Source organism: Streptomyces sp. SID12488 (assembly GCF_010548275.1).
In the GTDB taxonomy this organism is placed as follows: domain Bacteria; phylum Actinomycetota; class Actinomycetes; order Streptomycetales; family Streptomycetaceae; genus Streptomyces.
On sequence record NZ_JAAGLT010000036.1, the window covers coordinates 22,584 to 41,690 of the forward strand.

The window sequence follows — 19,107 nt, forward strand, 5'->3', positions numbered from 1 at the left end:
CGCCCCCTCGAAAGAAGCAGTGATACCCATGGCCAAGCGAATCGACGTAAGCGGCCTCAGCGCCTACTACAGTTCCTTCCGCGCGATCGAGGACATCTCGATGACGGTCGAGCCGCGCTCGGTGACGGCCTTCATCGGCCCCTCCGGCTCCGGCAAGTCCACCTTCCTGCGCACCCTCAACCGCATGCACGAGGTCACGCCCGGCGGGCGCGTCGACGGCAAGGTCATGCTCGACGACGAGAACCTGTACGGCGCCGGGGTCGACCCGGTGGCGGTACGGCGTGAGGTCGGCATGGTCTTCCAGCGCCCGAACCCCTTCCCGACGATGTCGGTCTACGACAACGTGGCGGCGGGGCTGCGGCTGGCCGGCTCGTACAAGAAGTCCGAGCTGAGCGACATCGTGGAGAAGTCGCTGAAGGGCGCCAACCTCTGGAACGAGGTCAAGGACCGCCTGAACAAGCCCGGTTCGGGTCTGTCGGGCGGCCAGCAGCAGCGACTGTGCATCGCGCGTGCGATCGCCGTCGAGCCCAAGGTGCTGCTGATGGACGAGCCGTGCTCGGCCCTCGACCCGATCTCCACGCTCGCGATCGAGGACCTGATCGGTGAGCTGAAGGAACGGTTCACGATCGTCATCGTGACGCACAACATGCAGCAGGCGGCGCGTGTCTCGGACAAGACGGCGTTCTTCAACCTCGCGGCGGTCGGCCAGCCCGGCAAGCTGATCGAGATAGACGACACGGAGCGCATCTTCTCCAACCCGTCCGTCCAGGCGACGGAGGACTACATCTCGGGCCGCTTCGGCTGAGCCGACGCCGCCTGTACGTCCTGCGCACGTCCTCCCGAATACCCCTCGCGGTGCTGCATGGCGGTGCCACCGCGAGGTCGAATAGGGCCCGCCCCCGGAAGTTCTCCGGGGGCGGGCCCGTTCTTGTGTCACGGTGTCCGGTGGCCTGGAGTCACCAGTGGTGGCAGTCCAGGTGTCCCTTGACCCAGAAGTTGTACCAGTACCCGTGGACGTAGACCCACTTGTGGTGGTGGTCATAGGTCCAGGAGCCCTGGTGCCACTTGCCGTACCCGTCGTAGTGACCCTGGTGCCAGGTCTTCGTGTAGTAGACCTTCTTCTCCCAGTGGCCCTTGACCCACTTCTTCTCCCAGTGCCCCTTCTTCCATTCGCACCGGTCGTGGTGGTCGTTGTGGTCACCGGTCAGCGCGGTGGCCGCGGTCGTGGTGGCCGGGGCCGCGGCAGCTGTGCCGGAGAGGCCCAGGGCGGCGCCGCCGGCCAGCAGTCCTGTGGCGGCGACACCGGTCACCAGACGACGGACTCGCAGGGATGCAGTCATCCGGCTCACCTCCTTCCTTCCGAGTGGCTCGATTCGCATGACACAAGGGATTCGAAGCGGGCGGGCTCACGTATGAGTCGAACTGGGAGAAATCGAGAAAAATCGCGAGCGCGGTAGGTAGGGAGCGGGAAATTCCCCGTCCCTGAAACGAAAAGTCATCCGTAGGCCCGGTGGTATCGAATCCCTCACGAGACCCTGTCACTCCGATTCGCCCAGGGGGCGGTCATGACCATCACCGTGGATTCACCCGCGCACATCGCCAGCCATCGCGTCGTGCTGGCCCGCAGCCGCCATGCTCCCGAGGTGGCCCGCAAGATCACAGCCCGGTGGCTCGCCGCTTGCGAGGCCCCGTTCGGCGCTGCCGCCGACGCGATACTCATCGTCTCCGAGCTGGTCACCAACACGTTTCGTCACACCAGTGGGCCCTGCACCTTGACGCTCACCGTCTGCGGCTCCGAGCTCGATATCGGCGTTGCGGACACCAGTGCGGAAGTTCCTCAGGCGCGGGCTGTCACCTGCGTGGACGAACGGGGTGGCTTCGGTCTGACCATGCTCGGGGAACTGGGCGCCCGGGTCAGCGTCGCGCCGACCCCGGAGGGCAAGACCGTGCACGCCGCACTCGACCTGGGGCCTGGCGTCCCTGACCTCAGGGAGTGAATGCGCTGAGCCGAATGAGGGCCCCGGGCTGCGGGTTCCTCCCCCGGCGCGCAGCGTCGGCCAGAAGAAGCACGTCGAGGGAAACGTGAGGCAGATGCCCGGCTTGAGGTACGGAGAAGAACCGCAGCCGCCCTCCCCGAGCGACGCCAAGAGCGTCGAGGCGTTGCTGGTCAAGGTCGCGGCGGGCGACAAGAGCGCGTTCACCGGCGTCTACGAGGCCCTGGCGCGTCCGGTCATGGGGCTGGCCTGCCGCATCCTGCAGGACGCGGCGCAGGCGGAGGAAGTGACACAGGACGTGATGGTCGAGGTCTGGCGCACAGCGGGCCGCTACCGTCCCGAGCGCGGAACCGCCAAGGCCTGGGTACTCACTCTGGCCCACCACAGAGCGGTGGACCGGGTCCGTCACGTCCAGTCAGCGGCACAACGCGAGTATCGCGTCGGCGCGTTGATCGCGGGCCGGGAGTACGACGAGGTCGCCGAGGCCGTGGAGGGCGATGACGAACGGCGGCGCACCCATCGGTGCCTGGACGATCTCGCCCACCTGTACCGGGTTCCTCTTCTGCTCGCCTACTACCAGGGCATGACCTACCGCGAGGTGGCGGAGTCCCTGTCAGCGCCGGCCGGCACGGTGAAGTCCCGGATGCGCACCGGGCTGCGTCTGCTGCACAACTGTCTGGAGGGCCGGTCGTGACATCCGCCGAGGACCTGCACCTGGCCGTTGGGGCCTTCGTCCTGCACGCCCTGCCACCGGACGAGGAAGCCGTCTTCGAGCGGCATATGAGCAGTTGCGAAGCGTGTCGGCGTGAGGTGGCCGAGCTGACCGGGACCGCGAGCTGTCTCGCGCTCGCGGAGGCCGCGACCGCTGCCGTGCCGGCAGGCCTGCACGAGCGCGTCCTGCGCGAGATCGACCGTACCCCGCAGGGCCACGTCACCGTTTCCCGCCCGCTGCCCGGTCGGCGGCACCGGTCGCTGTCCTGGGCGTTGGCCGCGAGCCTGGCCGCCGCTGTCTCGTTCGGTGGGACCGCCGCCTGGCAGTACTCCCGGGCCGAGGACGCCCGTGCCCAGGCGGCCGCTCTGCGGAGCGGGAAGTACGCGCTGACCGATGTCCTGACCGCACCGGATGCCACCTTGCACGCCGGGAAACTGACCGGAGGCGCCGACGCTGTCGTCGTCGTCTCCCGTACCGGCAACCGGGCTGCCTTCGTCGCCACGGGCCTGCCGGCCCTGAGCGACGACAAGGTGTACGAACTGTGGTATTCGGCACCGTCAGGAGAGTTGCGCCCGGCCGGGCTTCTGCCGGGCACGGGAGGCCGTCCCGCCCGTGTCCTGGACAGCCCCGTTGACGGAGCGATCGCTGTCGGCATCACCGTGGAACCCGCCGGTGGATCCGAGCAGCCCACCACCGAGCCACTCGGCCTCATCCAGGTCAGCACGTAACGCCGGTTCTGGGGCGGGCGGAACACCGGGTGGGCCGCCATGCGTGGGGTCGCGGGGCTCACCCGGTGTCGACGCGGGGGACTAGCTCTGGCTGAGGGGGAGAGCGACGTCGAAGACCTGCCGGTTGGAGGGGAAGGCGCCGAGGTCGATCGCCGTTCCGGTGAGCGGGTTGACCTGGTAGAACCGGTAGGAGCCGTTGGTGGAGAGGGTGGCGTAGCCCTGGTTGCTGCCGTCCTTGGGCGAGTAGTAGATGTCGAAGCCCGCGTTGGGGCCGGCGTTGACTCCGAGGTTTCCGGTGGGGGCGAGGGTGCCGGAGTTCGCGGGGGACTGCAGCGAGACGCGGTCGTTGGTGGTGTCGATGTCGAACAGGCTGGTGGCGGTGGCCGGGTTGAGGTCGTTGTTGGTGTAGGCGGCACCGGTCACCCCGAGGGCCGTGGACGGCGGCATCGTCGGGTTGGTGAGGGTGCCGTCCATGACGGTGCCGCCGGAGGCGACGTTGACGTTGTGGCGCAGGTTCTGGCCGGTGTCGCTGATGATCCGCAGTCGGTCGGCGGCCGGGTTGAAGTCCACCCCGAAGAGGGTGCCCTGAAGGGCGACACTCAGCTGGGAGACCTTCGTCGCCGCGGCGTTGCCAGTGTTCAGCGTGTAGACGCCGCCTGCGTTGCCGACGCCGTAGAGCCAGCCGTTCTGGACGCGGTAGTCGATGCCCACCAGAGCTGTGTCGCCCTGCAGGCCGGTGACCGTACCGATCGAGGAGACCTTGCCCGGTCCCTTGGTGCGGAACTGCACCAGACGCTGGTCGCTGGTCAGCCCGGTCACCTTCAGCCCGTGCCGGCCATCACCCTGGCCGGGATCGGCGGCCAGCGCGGGAGCGGCGGTGGACAGGGCAGCGGTGAGCGCCACTGCGAGGACTGTCTTGCGCATGAGATCTCCGTCGGGAGTCAGGGCGCCGCACAGCCGGGCGCCGTCCATACGACGAAAACAGCAACCCGCTCCTCGGGCACATCTTGTGCGACCAAACGGCGCCGTCCCATGGTCATGAGCAGGGCGGCGGTGGAACAGGCGAGGGGTCTCGCGGCCCCACCGGCGGCCTACAGAAACGCCAAGTACACGACCCCATAGCCGGCGGCAGCCACCGCCGCCGCGGCCGGCATCGTGATGAACCAGCCCATGACGATGTTCTTGGCGATCCCCCACCGCACCGCCTTCACCCGCTTCGTCGCGCCCACGCCCATGATCGCCGAGGTGATCACATGGGTCGTGGAGACCGGGACCTTGAAGATGTAGGCCGTGGCGAACATGATCGACGCGCCCGTGGCCTCCGCCGCGAAGCCCTGGGGCGGGTCCAGCTCGATGATCTTGCGGCCCAGGGTGCGCATGATGCGCCAGCCGCCCGCGTACGTGCCCAGGGACAGCATCACCGCGCAGGAGATCTTGACCCAGATCGGGATCGGGTCGCCGTAGTCCTCGACGTCGGCGATGACCAGGGCCATCACCACGATGCCCATCGTCTTCTGGGCGTCCTGGAGGCCGTGGCCCAGGGCCATGCCGGCCGCCGACACCGTCTGGGCGATACGGAAGCCGCGCTTGGCCTTGTGCGGGTTGGAGTGCCGGAAGATCCACATGATCGCCGTCATCACCAGGTAACCGGCCAGGAGGCCCACCACCGGGGAGAGGAACATCGGGATGACGACCTTCTCCAGGACGCCGTCCCAGTAGACCTTCGTACCGCCCGCCAGTGCCGCCCCCACCATGCCGCCGAACAGCGCGTGCGAGGAGGACGAGGGGAGGCCGAAGTACCAGGTGACCAGGTTCCAGGTGATCGCGCCGACCAGCGCGGCGAACAGGATCGCCATGCCCGAGGAGCCCTTGGGCGTCTCGATCAGGCCCTCGCTGACCGTCTTCGCGACGCCGCTGCCCAGGAACGCGCCGAGCATGTTCATCACCGCGGCCATCGCCAGCGCCGCGCGGGGCGTCAGGGCGCGGGTCGACACGGACGTCGCGATCGCGTTCGCCGAGTCGTGGAAGCCGTTCGTGTATGTGAATCCGAGCGCGACGCCAATGGTCACGATCAGTGCGAAGGTGTCCATGAAGAGGTCAGGACTCCTTGACGGCGATGGTCTCCACCGTGTTCGCCACGTGCTCGAAGGCGTCGGCCGCCTCCTCCAGCACGTCCACGATCTGCTTGAGCTTGAGCACCTCGATCGCGTCGTACTTGCCGTTGAACAGGTGGGCCAGAAGCTTTCGGTGGATCTGGTCCGCCTGGTTCTCCAGCCGGTTCACCTCGATCCAGTACTCCGTCAGGTTCTCCATCGTGCGGAGGTTCGGCATCGCCTCCGCCGTCAGCTCCGCCGCCCGTGCCAGGACCTCGATCTGCTGCTCGACGCCCTTGGGCAGTTCCTCCACGTTGTAGAGGACGACCAGGTCGACGGCCTCCTCCATGAAGTCCATGATGTCGTCGAGCAGCGAGGCGAGCTTGTAGATGTCCTCACGGTCGAACGGCGTGATGAACGAGGAGTTCAACTGGTGGAAGATCGCGTGTGTGGCGTCGTCACCGGCGTGTTCCGCGGCCCGCATACGCTCCGCGATCTCGGCCCGGCCGGAGGCGTCCGCCCCGAGCAGTTCCATGAGGAGTCGCGAGCCCGTGACGATGTTGTCCGCGGACGCGGCGAACATGTCGTAGAAGCTCGTCTCCCTGGGGGTCAGACGAAATCGCACGTGAGGTCCTCGGAGTCCTTCGGGTTCGGTCAGGCTGATGCTAGGCGCAACATCCGGCCACGGCTATCGGGTCGCCCCCCAGTGTCGCCCATCGGCCGGAGTGGACCGCACGGTGGTCTACACCGGCCCTATACCCAGCAAAGTTGGTTACGATATACCCGGCAGGGGTATATTGACGCTTTTGTGTCTGATGTTTGTCCAACGGGAGGACGCGACGATGACGACCACCGAGGCCGGCGCGGAGACGCCCGACGTGACGACCGACGTGGTGGCCGACGCGGCGCATGACGTGGTGACCGACCACGACCGGGGTGTGCACGGGTATCACCAGCAGAAGGACGAGCACCTGAAGCGGCTGCGCCGGATCGAGGGGCAGATCCGCGGGCTCCAGCGGATGGTCGACGAGGACGTCTACTGCATCGACATACTCACCCAGGTCTCGGCCTCCACCAAGGCCCTGCAGTCCTTCGCGCTCCAGCTCCTGGAGGAGCACCTGCGGCACTGTGTCGCGGACGCGGCCCTCAAGGGCGGTACCGAGATCGACGCGAAGGTGGAGGAGGCGACCAAGGCGATCGGTCGTCTGCTGCGTACCTGACCCGCCCCGGCCGACCTCCGTGCTGTACAAGGTGTGCAGGTGTGCAAGATGTACGTGGTGTACGTGGTGTACATCGCTTTTCAGCCATCCTGTGTGAGCTTGCGCCCCTCGCGCTCCTCCGCCACCCGCAGCACCTCGTCGATGCTCTCCAGGCTGAGCCGCTCCTCGCCGGCCGCCGAGGCCGCGATGATCAGGTCTCCGCACAGCTCGATCTCGGCGAGGGCCACGTGGTCCTGAACTGCCGTACCGCCGACCGGTGCCACGTGCATCACCTCTTCTCTGCCGTTACCGCTTCCTAGAGTAGGGAGCGGGCCACACACCGCGCATGGCACGGACGGGCTAGTCCTTGCGCTACGGCGGACGCAGCCGGGCCGTGCCGGGTTGCTCGCGGGGCTCGCGCCCGGCCCTCACTGCTCGGCGACACGGCCCGCGTAGATGTCCGCCGGCCTCGGCAACCGTACGTGCACGGGGGCCCCGAAGTCGTACAGCAGTGTCGTCGAGGCCACCGCGACCGTGCCCTTCCGCTGCCCGTTGACGAAGCTGAACCGGTGCAGGAGCTTGCGGATGCGGCCCTCGTCGTCGAGGTAGGCGTCGAAGGGGACCCGGGCCGTGGCGAACCCTTTCGCCGCCGCTCCCAGCGGGCCCCTGTTGCCGGGCGAGGCGCTCTTCGCGGCCTCGGCGAGGTCGGCGGTGCCCCGGTAGTGCCGTACGTCGACGCCGGCGACCCGGGTCCGGCCGACGTACGTCGCCTCGCGCGTCCCGCGCAGCACCTCGGCGGCGGCGAACGGGTCCGTGGCCCCGCCCGTCACCAGGTTGCCGTCGGACAGGGTCGCCGTGTCCACCCGTACCCACTTGTCGGCGGGGACGCCCGCACCCCGGTTCTTCATGAACAGGGCGCCAGGGGCAAGGAGTTCGGTGATCGGGCGGTGCGGGCTGGTGCCCGCCGGGTCCTGGGGGAGCAGTACCCGCAGGTGGCCGAGCTGCTTCGTGTAGTCGTAGACGCCCTCGCCCCGGATGGTGACGCGGGTGCCGCCGGTGGCCATCTCCATGGAGGTGGTGGTGCGGGAGGTGCCCGCTTCGACCAGTGCCGTGGCGGCCCGGTGCAGGACGCGGACCGCGTCGCCGGCCGGGCGGGCGTCCGCGGTGGCGGCCTCGCCCGCGCGCGTGCAGCCGGTGGCGCAGATCAGGAGACCGGTCGTCGCGGCGGCCATGACGACCGCCCCGCCACCTCGCCAGTGCCGCCGCCGTTCCATCCGCCGTCCACCCCCAAGCAGGGCCGTCGGTCCACGGCCTCTGTCCCTCCGCCTAACGAGGGGTGGGGGAGGTTGTCACGCGCATACCAGCGCTTTACCCGGGATGGGTACCGTTGTGGGTGTGGCGCAGCAAGATCGAAGCGAACGTTCCCAGTTGCCCGAAGAACACTCCGTTTCCGTGGTGGAACACGGGCCGTTCTGCTTCGCCAGATGCGTCTGCGGGTGGCGTGGACCGGCCCGCCGGGCCCGGAGCATGGCCCGGACGGACGGCAGGGGGCACGTGGACGACACACCTCAGCCGGTCCGCTGACCAGCCCCTTGACCTACCTCTGCGGCAGGGCCAGCAGTTCGTCGACCAGTTCCTTGTCGCGGGGCTGGGTGAGGCGTTCGCGGGCCGCCGTCGGGGGCAGCCACAGGATGCGGTCGACCTCGTCGTTCGGGGTGAAGGCGCCGGACGTTGCCTCCGCCGCCCAGTAACTCACCTGCTTGGGGCGGCCGTTGACCTCGTAGTGGGTGCTGGTGAGGGTGGCGCCGGGGGTCGCCCGGTAGCCCGTCTCCTCCTCGACCTCGCGCAGCGCGGCGGCGAGTCCCTGCTCGTCGTGCTTCAGGTGGCCCTTCGGGTGCGACCAGTCGTCGTACTTCGGCCGGTGGACGAGGCAGATCTCCAGGCCGCCGTCCATGGGCGAGCGGCGCCACAGGACGCAGCCCGCCGCGAGTACGGGGTGCTCGCTGTCGGATGTCACCTCGTGGGTCACCTTGTGATCATCGCCTTCTTCTCCCAGGACTGCTGGAACGCGAACCGGGCCGCCTCCACCTCGTGGCGCTGGTCGGCGTGGAGCACGCCGAGCGCGTACGCCGTCGCCGGGGCGATACGGGGGGTGCGTGCCGCCGAGGCCGCCGCCGCGGCGGCCTCGGACGCGTCCCGGTGCCGGTTGAGTGCCGTGCCGGCCGCCGGCATCCGTCCGTCGAGGCCGCTGCGGGCTTCGGCACCCTCCAGGACCTCGTGGGCGTAGCGGCGCAGGCGCAGGAGGAGGCGTACGTGGTGCCAGGGGGCGTCCTGGGGGTGGGGGGCCGGGTCGGGGGAGAGGCCGTGGACGAGGGCCTCGGCGTTGTAGGGGTGGCCGGCGGTGAGGAGGGGCAGGGCGGTGACGGCGTCGCAGAGGCGTTCGTGGGCCGCGGCGGCGAAGGGGCGCAGGTCGGTGAGGGCCGTGGTGGCGGCGGGGGTGAGGGGGACTTCGCTGGCGAGGACGGCGACGTTGTCGGCCACCGCGTGGAAGCGGCTCGACCCCAGGGCCTGCAGGGCCGCTGAGTGGGATCGGGTGCGGGCCAGGGTCAGTTGGCGTTCCAGCAGGGCGCCCGCTTTCGCGGCGCCCACCGTCAGGTTGCTGCGGTCCGGGGTGGCCGCCGGGTGTTGCCGGGGGCCGGTGTCGCCGGGTCCCACGGCCGGCTGCTTCGGGAAGGGCGCCGCCCCCGACAGTCGCTGCAGGGCCAGTAGCAGGCGTTCCAGGCGGGCCGCGTAGGCGTGTTCCCTCGCCAACGTGCCTGACAGCCAGGCGAGTTCGGGGTGCAGTGCCTCCGACCAGGTGGGTTCGAGGAGGGGCCGGAAGGTGTGCAGGGTGCCCGTGATGCGGCGGGCCGCGTGGCGCAGGGCGCGGGCCGCGTCCACGGGCTCCTCTCCGGGAGAGGCGGAGGAGCCCGTGTGTGCCGTACCCGTGCCTGTCTCCCTGTGCAGGCGCAGGGCGCGGAGGAACTCCGTCGCCTGCGCCCGCAGATAGTCCGCCAGGGCGTCGGGGGTCACGGGACCGGTCGTGGGACCGATCGTCGTGGGACCGATCGTCGTGGGTCCGGCCGTCGTGGGGTCGGTCGGGTCAAGGTGTCGCTGTGCCACGCCTACGCCTCCGGGCGTCTATGAGCATCTCCTGGACGTTCCGCAGTGGCTGGCTCTCGGAGTCCGTCGCGTGCCGGGTCCATTCACCGTCCGGGCCCAGGTGCCAGGACTGGGTGGTGTCGGACATGCCGGTTTCCAGCAACCGGTTGATCGAGGCCCGGTGGGTCGGGTCCGTGACCCTGACGAGTGCCTCGATGCGGCGGTCGAGGTTGCGGTGCATCATGTCGGCGCTGCCGAACCACACCTCGGGCTCGCCGCCGTTGCCGAAGATGAAGACCCGGGAGTGTTCGAGGAAGCGGCCGAGGACGGAACGGACCCGTACGTTCTCGGAGAGCCCCGGGACTCCCGGCCGTACGGCGCAGATGCCGCGCACCCAGATGTCGCACGGGACACCTGCCTGGGAGGCGCGGTACAGCGAGTCGATGAGCGCCTCGTCCACCATCGAGTTGACCTTGATACGGACATACGCGGGACGTCCGGCACGGTGGTGCTGGACCTCCTTGTTGATCCGCGAGATCAGGCCGTCCCGCAGGGACTTGGGGGCGACCAGCAGACGGCGGTAGGTCTCCCGGCGGGAGTAGCCGGACAGCCGGTTGAACAGGTCCGAGAGGTCCGCGCCCACCTGCTGGTCCGCCGTCAGCAGGCCCAGGTCCTCGTAGAGGCGGGCCGTCTTGGGGTGGTAGTTGCCGGTGCCGACGTGGGAGTAGCGGCGCAGCGTGTCGCCCTCCTGGCGGACCACCAGGGACAGCTTGCAGTGGGTCTTCAGACCGACGAGGCCGTAGACGACGTGGCAGCCGGACGCCTCCAGCTTGCGCGCCCACTTGATGTTGGCCTGCTCGTCGAAGCGGGCCTTGATCTCGACGAGGACGAGGACCTGCTTGCCGGCCTCGGCGGCCTCGATCAGGGCGTCCACGATCGGGGAGTCGCCCGAGGTCCGGTACAGGGTCTGCTTGATGGCGAGGACGTCGTCGTCGAGCGCGGCCTGTTCCAGGAAGGCCTGGACGGAGGTGGAGAAGCTGTCGTACGGGTGGTGGAGGAGGACGTCCCGTTCGCGCAGGGCCGCGAAGATGTCCGGCGCGGACGACGACTCGACCTCGGCCAGGTCGCGGTGGGTGCCGGCGATGAACTTGGGGAACTTCAGCTCGGGCCGGTCGAGGGAGGAGATGCCGAAGAGGCCGGTGAGGTCGAGGGGACCCGGCAGCGGGTACACCTCGGCCTCGGTGATGTTCAACTCCCGTACCAGCAGGTCGAGTACGTACCGGTCGATGGACTCCTCGACCTCCAGACGCACCGGCGGCCCGAAGCGGCGCCGCATCAGTTCCTTCTCCAGGGCCTGGAGGAGGTTCTCGGCGTCGTCCTCCTCGACCTCCAGGTCCTCGTTGCGGGTGAGGCGGAAGGCGTGGTGCTCCAGGACCTCCATGCCGGGGAACAGCTCTTCGAGGTGCGCGGCGATGACGTCCTCGATGGGCACGTACCGGCTCGGGGAGGCCTCCAGGAAGCGGGACAGCAGCGGCGGCACCTTCACGCGCGCGAAGTGGCGGTGTCCGCTCACCGGGTTGCGGACGATCACCGCGAGGTTCAGGGAGAGACCCGAGATGTACGGGAAGGGGTGCGCAGGGTCGACGGCCAGCGGGGTGAGGACCGGGAAGATCTGGTGGCGGAAGAGGGTGAACAGGCGGGCCTGCTCCTTCTCCGTCAGCTCGCTCCAGCGGACCAGGTGCACGCCCTCCTCGGCGAGCGCCGGGGCCACGTCCTCCTGGTAGCAGGCGGCGTGCCGGGCCATCAGCTCGCGGGAGCGGGCCCAGATCATCTCCAGCACCTCGCGGGGCTGGAGACCGGAGGCGGAACGGGTGGCCACGCCGGTGGCTATCCGGCGCTTCAGACCGGCCACCCGGACCATGAAGAACTCGTCCAGATTGCTGGCGAAGATCGCCAGGAAGTTAGCCCGTTCGAGGAGGGGTGTATTGGGATCCTCGGCCAGTTCGAGCACCCGCTCGTTGAACGCGAGCCAGCTGCGCTCCCGGTCGAGGAAGCGGCCCTGCGGCAGCAGCTCGCCGTCGTAGGGTGCCTCCTCGTACTCGTCGAGGTCGGCGTCGATGTCGGGTTCCAGGTCGGAGACCACGGCCGACACCGTGTGCGGGCGGTGGGAGGTCAGGGAACCGACGGACGGCTGCGCGTGCTGTACCTGCGACTGGGCGTTTGGCTGGCTCATGACCCCATTGTTCCGCGCCTCGCCCGGTACGGGCGCGTCGGAGCGTGCGGGCGGGAGCGCGGCGGGGGCGATCCGGTCGGCTCCGGTCCCGTTGGTGCCCTCGGGGGGCGGCGAAGGCTCAGGCACGGCGGGCGTCATTGGGTGAGCCTCGCAAGCCTGGCTGAATCACTGGTTACGGGGACATGACGTGCGGGATATCGGGGGGCGGCTCGCGGGGGTGGGTGCCCCTTCTTCCGCTGCGGAAGGGGCACCCGCGGATGGGTGGGCGGGCGCTCAGCCCGTGCGGCGGCGCAGCAGCCAGAAGGCGGCGGCCGTCACGGCGGCGGCGACGGCGAGGACGACTCCGGTCTCCATGAGCTGGAGGGGCCAGAAGTGGGAGGACGGGTGGTAGTCGCGGTAGAAGCCGACGACGTCGTGGTCGGCGAGGCACTGGGTGTCGACGACGCAGATGGGGTCGCTGATGTGCTTCCCGGTGGAGGTCAGGGCGCCGTCGCCGACGACCATGCCGATGTAGTCCGGGTAGTCGTCCTTGCTGGTCAGGGTCTTGACCGGCCAGAGTTGCGGACGAAGTGACGAGATCACGTACACCAGGGCCATGAAGGCGAAGAAGGTGCCGCCGGAGGCGGCCATGGACCGCTGGACGACCAGTCCCGTCAGGGCGCCGACGGCCAGGCCGAGCAGTGCGTATGCGGGGGCGAGGGTGCCGTTCGCGACGTAGGTGCTCTCGTCGTACCAGTGCCGGATGCCCATGCCATGGAACAGCTCGGTGTGCGCGCCCCACGCCAGGCGGTGCAGCAGTACGAGGACGAGGGTGCCCGCGGTGAGCAGCGCGGCCGGTACGGCGAGTTTGGCGGCGAGCCAGCGTGCTGGGGACACGGACTGGGTCCAGGCCAGCTGGGCGGTGCCGTTCTCCAGCTCGCGGCCGATGAGCGAGGTGCCGGCCCAGAGGGCGGTGAGCAGTGGTACGAAGCTGATGAGGCCGCCGCTGATGGTGTTGGCGGTGTCGTAGCGGGCTTGGGCGGGGCCGCTGTAGTCGCAGCTGTCGCTGAGGTTCCCGCCGGCGCAGCCCTTCCGGACGAACTCGGCGAAGGCCGCGTCGGCTCCCCAGCCGTACATCCACAGCAGCACGCCGGCGGCCACGGCGATCAGCAGCAGCCAGAACCAGAGGGCCGAGCGGTGCAGGCGGAGTGTGGCCCGGACGAGACCCTGGACGGCGCCGGTGCGCTGCGGTCTCGCAGGTGTCGCGAGTGCGGTGGTGGTGGTCATACGGAGGCTCCCGTGCGGCGCTTGAGCAGGGCGAACGCGATCAGCGCGGCCACCGCGGTGAGGGCGAGGAGGATGCCGGTCTCCACAAGCTGGAGGGGCCAGAAGTGGGAGGCGGGGTGGTAGTCGCGGTATTCGCCGACGACGTCGTTGCGGGTGAGGCACGCGGCCCGGTCGCCGCACAGCACGTCGGGGAGACGTGCGCCGGTGGAGGTGTAGGAGCCCTCGCCGACCGGCAGGCCGAGGTAGCCGGAGAACTCGCCCGTGACCTTCCGGGTCTCGGCGGCCCACAGGTGTGGACGCAGGGACTGGAAGTACTGCAGGCCGAATCCGGTGCTGAACATGGAGACGCCGAGAGCGGGCGCCGAACGGCGCGCGACCATGCCCACGAGGACGCCGAAGGCCAGCCCGAACAGGGCGTAGACGGTGGCCAGGACGCCGTTGGCGTTGAAGATCTGGCTGTCGGACCAGTTCCAGCTGTCGCCCCGCAGCTCGGGATCGGCCGTCCACATCATGCGGTGCAGCAGGGTGAGCGGGAGCATGCCCGCGACGATCAGTACGGCGGGCACGGCGAGTTTGGCGGCGAGCCAGCGTGCCGGGGACACGGACTGCGTCCAGGCCAGCTGGGCCGTGCCGTCCTCCAGCTCGCGGCCGATGAGCGAGCCGCCCGCCCAGGTGGCGATCATGATCGGGGCGAGGGCGATCATGGAGCTGCCGAGGGCGACGCCCGAGTCCCAGCGGGCTCCGTGCGTGCCCAGCTCGTCGCAGCCGAGGTTGGGCATGCCGCCGTCACGGCAGCCCGAGCGCATCAGCTCGTCCATGGCCGCGTTCGCGCCCGGCCCGTACGTCCACAGGAGCACGACGGCGACCACGGCGACGTACAGCAGCCAGAACCAGAGTGCGGCCCGGTGTACGCGCAGCAGGGTCCAGGTGAGGCCGTGGAGACGGCCGGTGCGCTGCGCCGCGGGTCGCTCGGGTGCCGCGAGTGCGGCGGTGGCGGTCATACGGCGGCCTCCGCCGACTCGTCCGCGTCGAGGTGCAGGGGCGGTGCCCCGGGGGAGCGGAGGTGGGCGAGGACCAGTTCCTCCAGGGTGGGGGTGGCGCTCCGCCAGGTGCCGGCGAGGCGGCCCCCGGGGCGGATGAGGGCGGTGGTCTGGCGGCCCGTCGTACGGGACTCGATGACCGTGTGGCCGTCGAGGTCGGCGGCCGGGCCGGTGACCAGGGTGTGGGCGGCGAGCAGGTCCTCCAGCGGGCCGGAGAGGCGGACCTGGCCGGCGCCGACGAGGAGGACGTGGTCGCAGGAGCCCTCCAGCTCGGCGACGACGTGCGAGGACATGACAACCGTGGTGCCGTTCTCGGCGGCGTCGGCCATCAGGGTGCCCATCAGCTCGTGCCGGGCGAGCGGGTCGAGGTCGGCCATCGGCTCGTCCAGGAGCAGCAGCTCGGGGCGTTTGCCGAGGGCGAGGGCTATCGCGACCCGGGTGCGCTGACCGCCGGAGAGGTTGCGGATCTTGGCGTCGGGGTCGAGGGCGCCGTCCGCGACGACACCCTCGGCGACGGCCTGGTCCCAGCGCCGGGGGTTGAGCTCCCGGCCCAGGCGGAGGGTGTCCTCGACGGTGAGCTGGGGGTGCAGCGGCTTGTCCTGGGCGACGTACGCCATACGCTCACGCGCCGCCGCCGGGCTGGTGCCGAGGACGGTGAGCGTGCCCTCGGTGGGCCTGAGGAGACCGGCCGCGTGGGCCATCAGCGTCGACTTGCCGGCGCCGTTGGGCCCGACGACCGCGCAGACGCGCCCGGCCGGCAGGCGGAACGAGCACTCGCGCAGCGCCCAGCCCTTGTTCTTCAGTCGGCCGAACCGCTTGCCCAGTCCGGCCGCCTCCATGGCGGTGTCGCTCATCCCTGGTCCCCCTTGAACTGCGTGTCGGCGAAATGTGTGTCGAGTACGGAGGTGAACAGCGCGGCCACGTCGTCCCGTTCGAGTCCGGCGTCGCGGGCGCGGCCGGCCCAGTCGGCCAGTTCGGCGCCGAACGGGGAGTCCGCCGGGGCGGCCCCCAGCGACTTGCGGACGAACGTGCCGAGGCCCCGCCGTGCCTCGACCAGGCCTTCGCGTTCCAGCTCGCGGTAGGCCTTCAGGACGGTGTTCGGATTGATGGCGGTGGCCTCCACGACCTCACGGGCCGTGGGCAGCTTGTCGCCGGGTTCCAACAGGCCAAGGCGTAGGGCCTGTTTGGTCTGCTGGACGATCTGCAGATAGGTGGCGACGCCGGTGCGTCTGTCGATGCGGTACTCGACCACTCGTACAACCACCCTTTCACTAATTGAGTAGTGAAAGGGTGACCCAAGAGAGGGGGCGGTGTCAAGATCACCGCCCCCATCACGTGTTTCGGGGGTTCATCTGTTTCGAGGAGTTGTCTCAGGACTCGGTGCGGTACATCAGGTCCGTCTCGTGGGTCTCGAAGCCCAGCCGCTCGTACAGCGCCACCGCCGCCGTGTTGTCCGCGTCGACGTACAGCATCGCCGTGGGTAGCCCGCGCTGTGCGAGGTGGCGCAGGCCGATCGTCGTCAGCGCCCGGCCGAGGCCACCGCCCTGGGCCCCCGGGCGCAGGCCGATGACGTACACCTCACCGAGGCCCTCCGCCGCGTGCGTCTTCGTCCAGTGGAAGCCGATGAGTTCGCCGTCGCGGAAGGCGAGGAAGAAGCCCTCCGGGTCGAACCAGGCCTCGGCCATGCGGTCTTCGAGGTCGCGCTGGGTGAGGGAGCCCTGTTCGGGGTGGTGGGCGAAGGCGGCGGCGTTCACGGCGAGCCAGGCCGCGTCGTCCTCGCCGGGCACGAAGGTCCGTACCGTCACATCCTCCGGGAGCTTCGGCTCGGGCAGCTCCAGGTCGGTCAACGGCCGCCGCAGCTGGCGCAGTTCGCGGAAGAGGGCGAGGCCGAGGACCTGGGCCAGGTGCCGGGCGGCGGAGTGGGCGCCGTGCGCCCAGACGCGCAGCCGCTTGCCGGAGGCGGCCAGCAGGGCCGAGCCGAGGGCACGTCCGTGACCGTGACCGCGGTGGGCCGGGTGGATGACCAGTTCGGCGGCCGGCGCCTCGACCGGGTCGGTGTCCTCCAACTGTGCGTAGCCGACGATCTCGCCGCCGGCGAGCAGGAGGAAGTGCGACACGCCCTCGCGGGCGCCCCCGCGCATCTGCAGCCGCCCCTGCTCGGACACCGCCTGCTGGCCGTCGGCCCGGGCGGCGTCCGCAAGCAGTGCGAGGACTGCGTCGGCCTGCTCGGGAGTGAGGGCGGCCAGGGTGTCGATGGAACGAGACAGGTCGGGGGAGCCGGGGCGCGCGGTGTCGTCGCTGGTCATGGCTACGAGGGTAAGGCCTGCCCGTTTCATGGTGAATCTCCCGAGGAGGCAACCGTTCCGTAACCCTGAACCCCTGTCGCGCTACGCGCGTTGACTCTAGGCTGCGCCGGGACGGGACTGAATTCTCACGTTCTTCTTACGTCGCCCTTTCCTCGGGCGTCTTCAGGTTTTCCCACAGTCTTCCCAACCTCGCTCACTTCAGGGGGGCACCCATGCCAGCCACACCCCAGCCGTACCACCGCCGCAGACGCCGTACGCGCGTGCTGCTCGCCGGCGTCGCCGGTATCGCCACGGTCGGCGCTCTCGCCGCCGCCGCTCTCCCGGCCAGCGCCGGCGACAGTGCGTCCAAGCCCGGCGGCAAGGGCCACAGCAAGCCGAGCCGCTACCAGGACGTGCAGCTGCTGTCCTTCAACGACCTGCACGGCAACCTCGAGCCGCCGTCCGGTTCCTCCGGCCGGGTCACCGAACTCCAGGCCGACGGCACGACGAAGACGATCGACGCGGGTGGTGTCGAGTACCTCGCCACGCACCTGCGCGAGGCGCGCGGGGACAACCCGTACTCGATCACGGCGGCCGGCGGCGACATGGTCGGTGCCTCCCCGCTGATCTCGGGCCTCTTCCACGACGAGCCCACCATCGAGGCGCTGAACGAACTCGACCTCGACGTCACCTCCGTCGGCAACCACGAGTTCGACGAGGGCGCCAAGGAGCTGGGCCGCCTGCAGAAAGGCGGCTGTCACCCGACCGACGGCTGCTACGTCAAGGGAAAGAAGTTCAAGGGCGCGGACTTCCCCTACCTCGCGGCGAACGTGCTCGACGCGAAGACCAAGAAGCCGATCCTCAAGCCCTACTGGGTGTGGAAGAACAACGGCGTCAAGATCGGCTTCATCGGCGTGACCCTCGAGGACACCCCGGGTGTCGTCTCCGCCGAGGGCGTGAAGGGCCTCAAGTTCAAGGACGAGGTCGAGACGATCAACAAGTACGCCAAGGAGCTGGAGAAGCAGGGCGTCAAGTCGGTCGTCGCGCTGATCCATGAGGGCGGCCTCCCGGCCTCGACGGCCTACAACTACGACTGCAACGCGGCGGGCGGCTCCGGCATCTCCGGTCCGATCGTCGACATCGCGAAGAACATCACCCCGAAGGTCGACGCGCTGGTCACCGGCCACACGCACGCCGCGTACGCCTGCACGATCCCGGACCCGTCGGGCAAGCCGCGCACGGTCACCTCGGCCGCGTCCTTCGGCCGCCTGTACACGGACACCACGCTGACGTACGACCGCAAGACGGGTGACATCGCCCGTACGGCCGTCCGTTCCGCGAACCACGTGGTCACCCGGACCGTCGCCAAGGCCGCGGACATGACCGCCCTGATCGCCCGGTGGAACACCCTCGCGGCGCCCATCGGCAACCGCGCGATCGGCTACATCTCCGGCGACATCAACAACACCGGCACCGAGTCCCCGATGGGCGACCTCATCGCCGACTCGCAGCTGGCGTACGGCAAGAAGCTCGACCCGGAGACCGACCTCGCGCTGATGAACCCGGGCGGGATCCGCGCGGGGCTCACCTTCGCGGCCAAGGGTGCCGAGGGCGACGGTGTCGTCACCTACGCCGAGGGCTTCACGGTCCAGCCGTTCTCCAACACGGTGAACCTCCAGAACTTCACCGGCGCGCAGATCGTCTCCGTACTCCAGGAGCAGGTGAGCGGCACGAACGCGGCCTCTCCGAAGGTGCTCCAGGTGTCGTCGGGGCTCACCTACACCCTTGACCTGACGAAGGCCGGCGCCGCGCGTCTGGTCGCCGACTCGGTCAGGCTGAACGGTGCGGCGATCGACCCGGCCGCCTCCTACCGCGTCGCGACGAACAACTTCCTCGCGGGCGGTGGCGACGGCTTCCCGACGCTGGGCCAGGGCACGAACGACCTGGTCGGCGCGGACGACCTCGCGGTGCTGGCGGAGTACCTGACCGCCAACTCCACGCCGACGACGCCGATCGCGCCTCCGGCGGCGAAGCGGATCACGGTCGTGCAGTAAGCAGTAAGCAGTAGTTGTCTGCCGAAGGGCCCAAGGCGTATCGCCTTGGGCCCTTTGTAATGCCCGTAATAAGTCCTGTGTGAATAGTGGATCGGTTCCCCGGGGTTCCTGAAAACTGGTCTCAGTTGCAATTAATCGAGGTCTAAGCGGAATTGGCTTTTTCCTCTTGTCGGGTCCCGTAGTGTTTTCCATGTCGAAACCGAACGACACGAAAAACAAGGAGAATCGCATGAGCTTCCACAAGATCGTCCCTGTCAAGAAGGCCGCCAAGCCCGCCGCCCCGGCTCCGAAGAAGAAGGCTCCGAAGAAGCCGGCGCCCCGGAAGGTGCAGCGTCGTCCGGTCGGGCACCAGCACTGAGACC

Annotated in this window: 22 protein-coding genes; 8 read left to right on the forward strand and 14 right to left on the reverse strand. The window is 69.5% G+C overall.

Annotated features, from left to right (window positions below):
- Positions 1-28: 28 nt before the first annotated feature.
- Positions 29-805: a phosphate ABC transporter ATP-binding protein PstB gene (gene pstB / locus G3I56_RS36675; protein WP_164416752.1), complete on the forward strand. Its 777-nt coding sequence runs from the start codon at positions 29-31 to the stop codon at positions 803-805.
- Positions 806-956: 151 nt separating this feature from the next.
- On the opposite strand, the gene G3I56_RS36680 is transcribed toward pstB, so the two are convergent.
- A complete protein-coding gene (locus G3I56_RS36680; RefSeq protein ID WP_164416754.1) occupies positions 957-1,340 on the reverse strand; it encodes a hypothetical protein in 384 nt (127 codons plus the stop codon).
- A gap of 225 nt (positions 1,341-1,565) precedes the next feature.
- Here G3I56_RS36680 and G3I56_RS36685 point away from each other — a divergent pair, with 225 nt between their 5' ends.
- From G3I56_RS36685 to G3I56_RS36695, 3 genes are all read left to right on the forward strand, one after another.
- On the forward strand, positions 1,566-1,997 hold the full coding sequence (locus G3I56_RS36685; protein ID WP_164416755.1) for an ATP-binding protein: 432 nt from the start codon (positions 1,566-1,568) through the stop codon (positions 1,995-1,997).
- Between the two features lie 94 nt (positions 1,998-2,091).
- Entirely contained in the window at positions 2,092-2,688 is a 597-nt protein-coding gene (sigK, locus tag G3I56_RS36690) for an ECF RNA polymerase sigma factor SigK (protein ID WP_164416757.1), read from the forward strand.
- Positions 2,685-3,434 carry an anti-sigma factor gene (locus G3I56_RS36695; RefSeq protein ID WP_164416759.1) on the forward strand — a complete coding sequence of 250 codons (750 nt, stop codon included), beginning with the start codon at positions 2,685-2,687 and terminating at the stop codon, positions 3,432-3,434. The genes sigK and G3I56_RS36695 overlap by 4 nt, the downstream gene beginning before the upstream one ends.
- Before the next feature lie 81 nt (positions 3,435-3,515).
- Here the strand turns inward: G3I56_RS36695 and G3I56_RS36700 are convergent, their stop codons facing one another.
- The 3 genes from G3I56_RS36700 to G3I56_RS36710 form a co-directional block, all read right to left on the reverse strand.
- Positions 3,516-4,358 (reverse strand): DUF4394 domain-containing protein, encoded by an 843-nt coding sequence (locus G3I56_RS36700; RefSeq protein ID WP_164416761.1) that lies wholly within the window; start codon positions 4,356-4,358, stop codon positions 3,516-3,518.
- A 167-nt stretch (positions 4,359-4,525) separates the two neighbouring features.
- Positions 4,526-5,524 (reverse strand): inorganic phosphate transporter, encoded by a 999-nt coding sequence (locus tag G3I56_RS36705; protein ID WP_164416763.1) that lies wholly within the window; start codon positions 5,522-5,524, stop codon positions 4,526-4,528.
- Between the two features lie 7 nt (positions 5,525-5,531).
- A complete protein-coding gene (locus G3I56_RS36710; RefSeq protein ID WP_164321238.1) occupies positions 5,532-6,152 on the reverse strand; it encodes a DUF47 family protein in 621 nt (206 codons plus the stop codon).
- A gap of 217 nt (positions 6,153-6,369) precedes the next feature.
- Between G3I56_RS36710 and G3I56_RS36715 the strand changes: the two genes are divergently transcribed.
- Positions 6,370-6,747 (forward strand): metal-sensitive transcriptional regulator, encoded by a 378-nt coding sequence (locus G3I56_RS36715; protein ID WP_164416765.1) that lies wholly within the window; start codon positions 6,370-6,372, stop codon positions 6,745-6,747.
- Between the two features lie 80 nt (positions 6,748-6,827).
- Here the strand turns inward: G3I56_RS36715 and G3I56_RS36720 are convergent, their stop codons facing one another.
- Together G3I56_RS36720 and G3I56_RS36725 are read right to left on the reverse strand one after the other, a co-directional pair.
- The gene (locus G3I56_RS36720) at positions 6,828-7,016 is read right to left on the reverse strand and encodes a hypothetical protein (RefSeq protein WP_164416767.1); all 189 of its coding nucleotides are present in this window, start codon (positions 7,014-7,016) and stop codon (positions 6,828-6,830) included.
- Between the two features lie 138 nt (positions 7,017-7,154).
- A complete protein-coding gene (locus G3I56_RS36725; protein WP_164416769.1) occupies positions 7,155-8,000 on the reverse strand; it encodes a hypothetical protein in 846 nt (281 codons plus the stop codon).
- A gap of 103 nt (positions 8,001-8,103) precedes the next feature.
- Here G3I56_RS36725 and G3I56_RS44335 point away from each other — a divergent pair, with 103 nt between their 5' ends.
- On the forward strand, positions 8,104-8,310 hold the full coding sequence (locus tag G3I56_RS44335; RefSeq protein ID WP_239135316.1) for a hypothetical protein: 207 nt from the start codon (positions 8,104-8,106) through the stop codon (positions 8,308-8,310).
- A gap of 13 nt (positions 8,311-8,323) precedes the next feature.
- Here the strand turns inward: G3I56_RS44335 and G3I56_RS36730 are convergent, their stop codons facing one another.
- The 8 genes from G3I56_RS36730 to mshD form a co-directional block, all read right to left on the reverse strand.
- Positions 8,324-8,743: an NUDIX hydrolase gene (locus G3I56_RS36730; RefSeq protein WP_164416772.1), complete on the reverse strand. Its 420-nt coding sequence runs from the start codon at positions 8,741-8,743 to the stop codon at positions 8,324-8,326.
- Between the two features lie 8 nt (positions 8,744-8,751).
- Positions 8,752-9,888, reverse strand: coding sequence for a CHAD domain-containing protein (locus G3I56_RS36735; protein WP_164416774.1), 1,137 nt, complete (start codon positions 9,886-9,888; stop codon positions 8,752-8,754).
- Positions 9,869-12,238 carry an RNA degradosome polyphosphate kinase gene (locus tag G3I56_RS36740; RefSeq protein WP_203691539.1) on the reverse strand — a complete coding sequence of 790 codons (2,370 nt, stop codon included), beginning with the start codon at positions 12,236-12,238 and terminating at the stop codon, positions 9,869-9,871. The genes G3I56_RS36735 and G3I56_RS36740 overlap by 20 nt, the downstream gene beginning before the upstream one ends.
- A 135-nt stretch (positions 12,239-12,373) precedes the next feature.
- Complete coding sequence (locus G3I56_RS36745; protein ID WP_164416779.1) at positions 12,374-13,366, reverse strand: ABC transporter permease subunit; 993 nt, start codon at positions 13,364-13,366, stop codon at positions 12,374-12,376.
- Complete coding sequence (locus G3I56_RS36750) at positions 13,363-14,367, reverse strand: ABC transporter permease subunit (protein WP_164416781.1); 1,005 nt, start codon at positions 14,365-14,367, stop codon at positions 13,363-13,365. The genes G3I56_RS36745 and G3I56_RS36750 overlap by 4 nt, the downstream gene beginning before the upstream one ends.
- Positions 14,364-15,260: an ABC transporter ATP-binding protein gene (locus G3I56_RS36755; protein WP_164416783.1), complete on the reverse strand. Its 897-nt coding sequence runs from the start codon at positions 15,258-15,260 to the stop codon at positions 14,364-14,366. Before G3I56_RS36755 ends, G3I56_RS36750 begins: the two co-directional genes overlap by 4 nt.
- Positions 15,257-15,658 (reverse strand): GntR family transcriptional regulator, encoded by a 402-nt coding sequence (locus tag G3I56_RS36760; protein ID WP_164416785.1) that lies wholly within the window; start codon positions 15,656-15,658, stop codon positions 15,257-15,259. Before G3I56_RS36760 ends, G3I56_RS36755 begins: the two co-directional genes overlap by 4 nt.
- Positions 15,659-15,776: 118 nt before the next feature.
- A complete protein-coding gene (mshD, locus tag G3I56_RS36765) occupies positions 15,777-16,712 on the reverse strand; it encodes a mycothiol synthase (protein ID WP_164416787.1) in 936 nt (311 codons plus the stop codon).
- Positions 16,713-16,924: 212 nt separating this feature from the next.
- Here mshD and G3I56_RS36770 point away from each other — a divergent pair, with 212 nt between their 5' ends.
- Complete coding sequence (locus G3I56_RS36770) at positions 16,925-18,745, forward strand: bifunctional metallophosphatase/5'-nucleotidase (RefSeq protein WP_164416789.1); 1,821 nt, start codon at positions 16,925-16,927, stop codon at positions 18,743-18,745.
- 229 nt (positions 18,746-18,974) lie between these two features.
- Positions 18,975-19,103, forward strand: coding sequence for a hypothetical protein (locus tag G3I56_RS44890; protein WP_275406931.1), 129 nt, complete (start codon positions 18,975-18,977; stop codon positions 19,101-19,103).
- Positions 19,104-19,107: the final 4 nt, after the last annotated feature.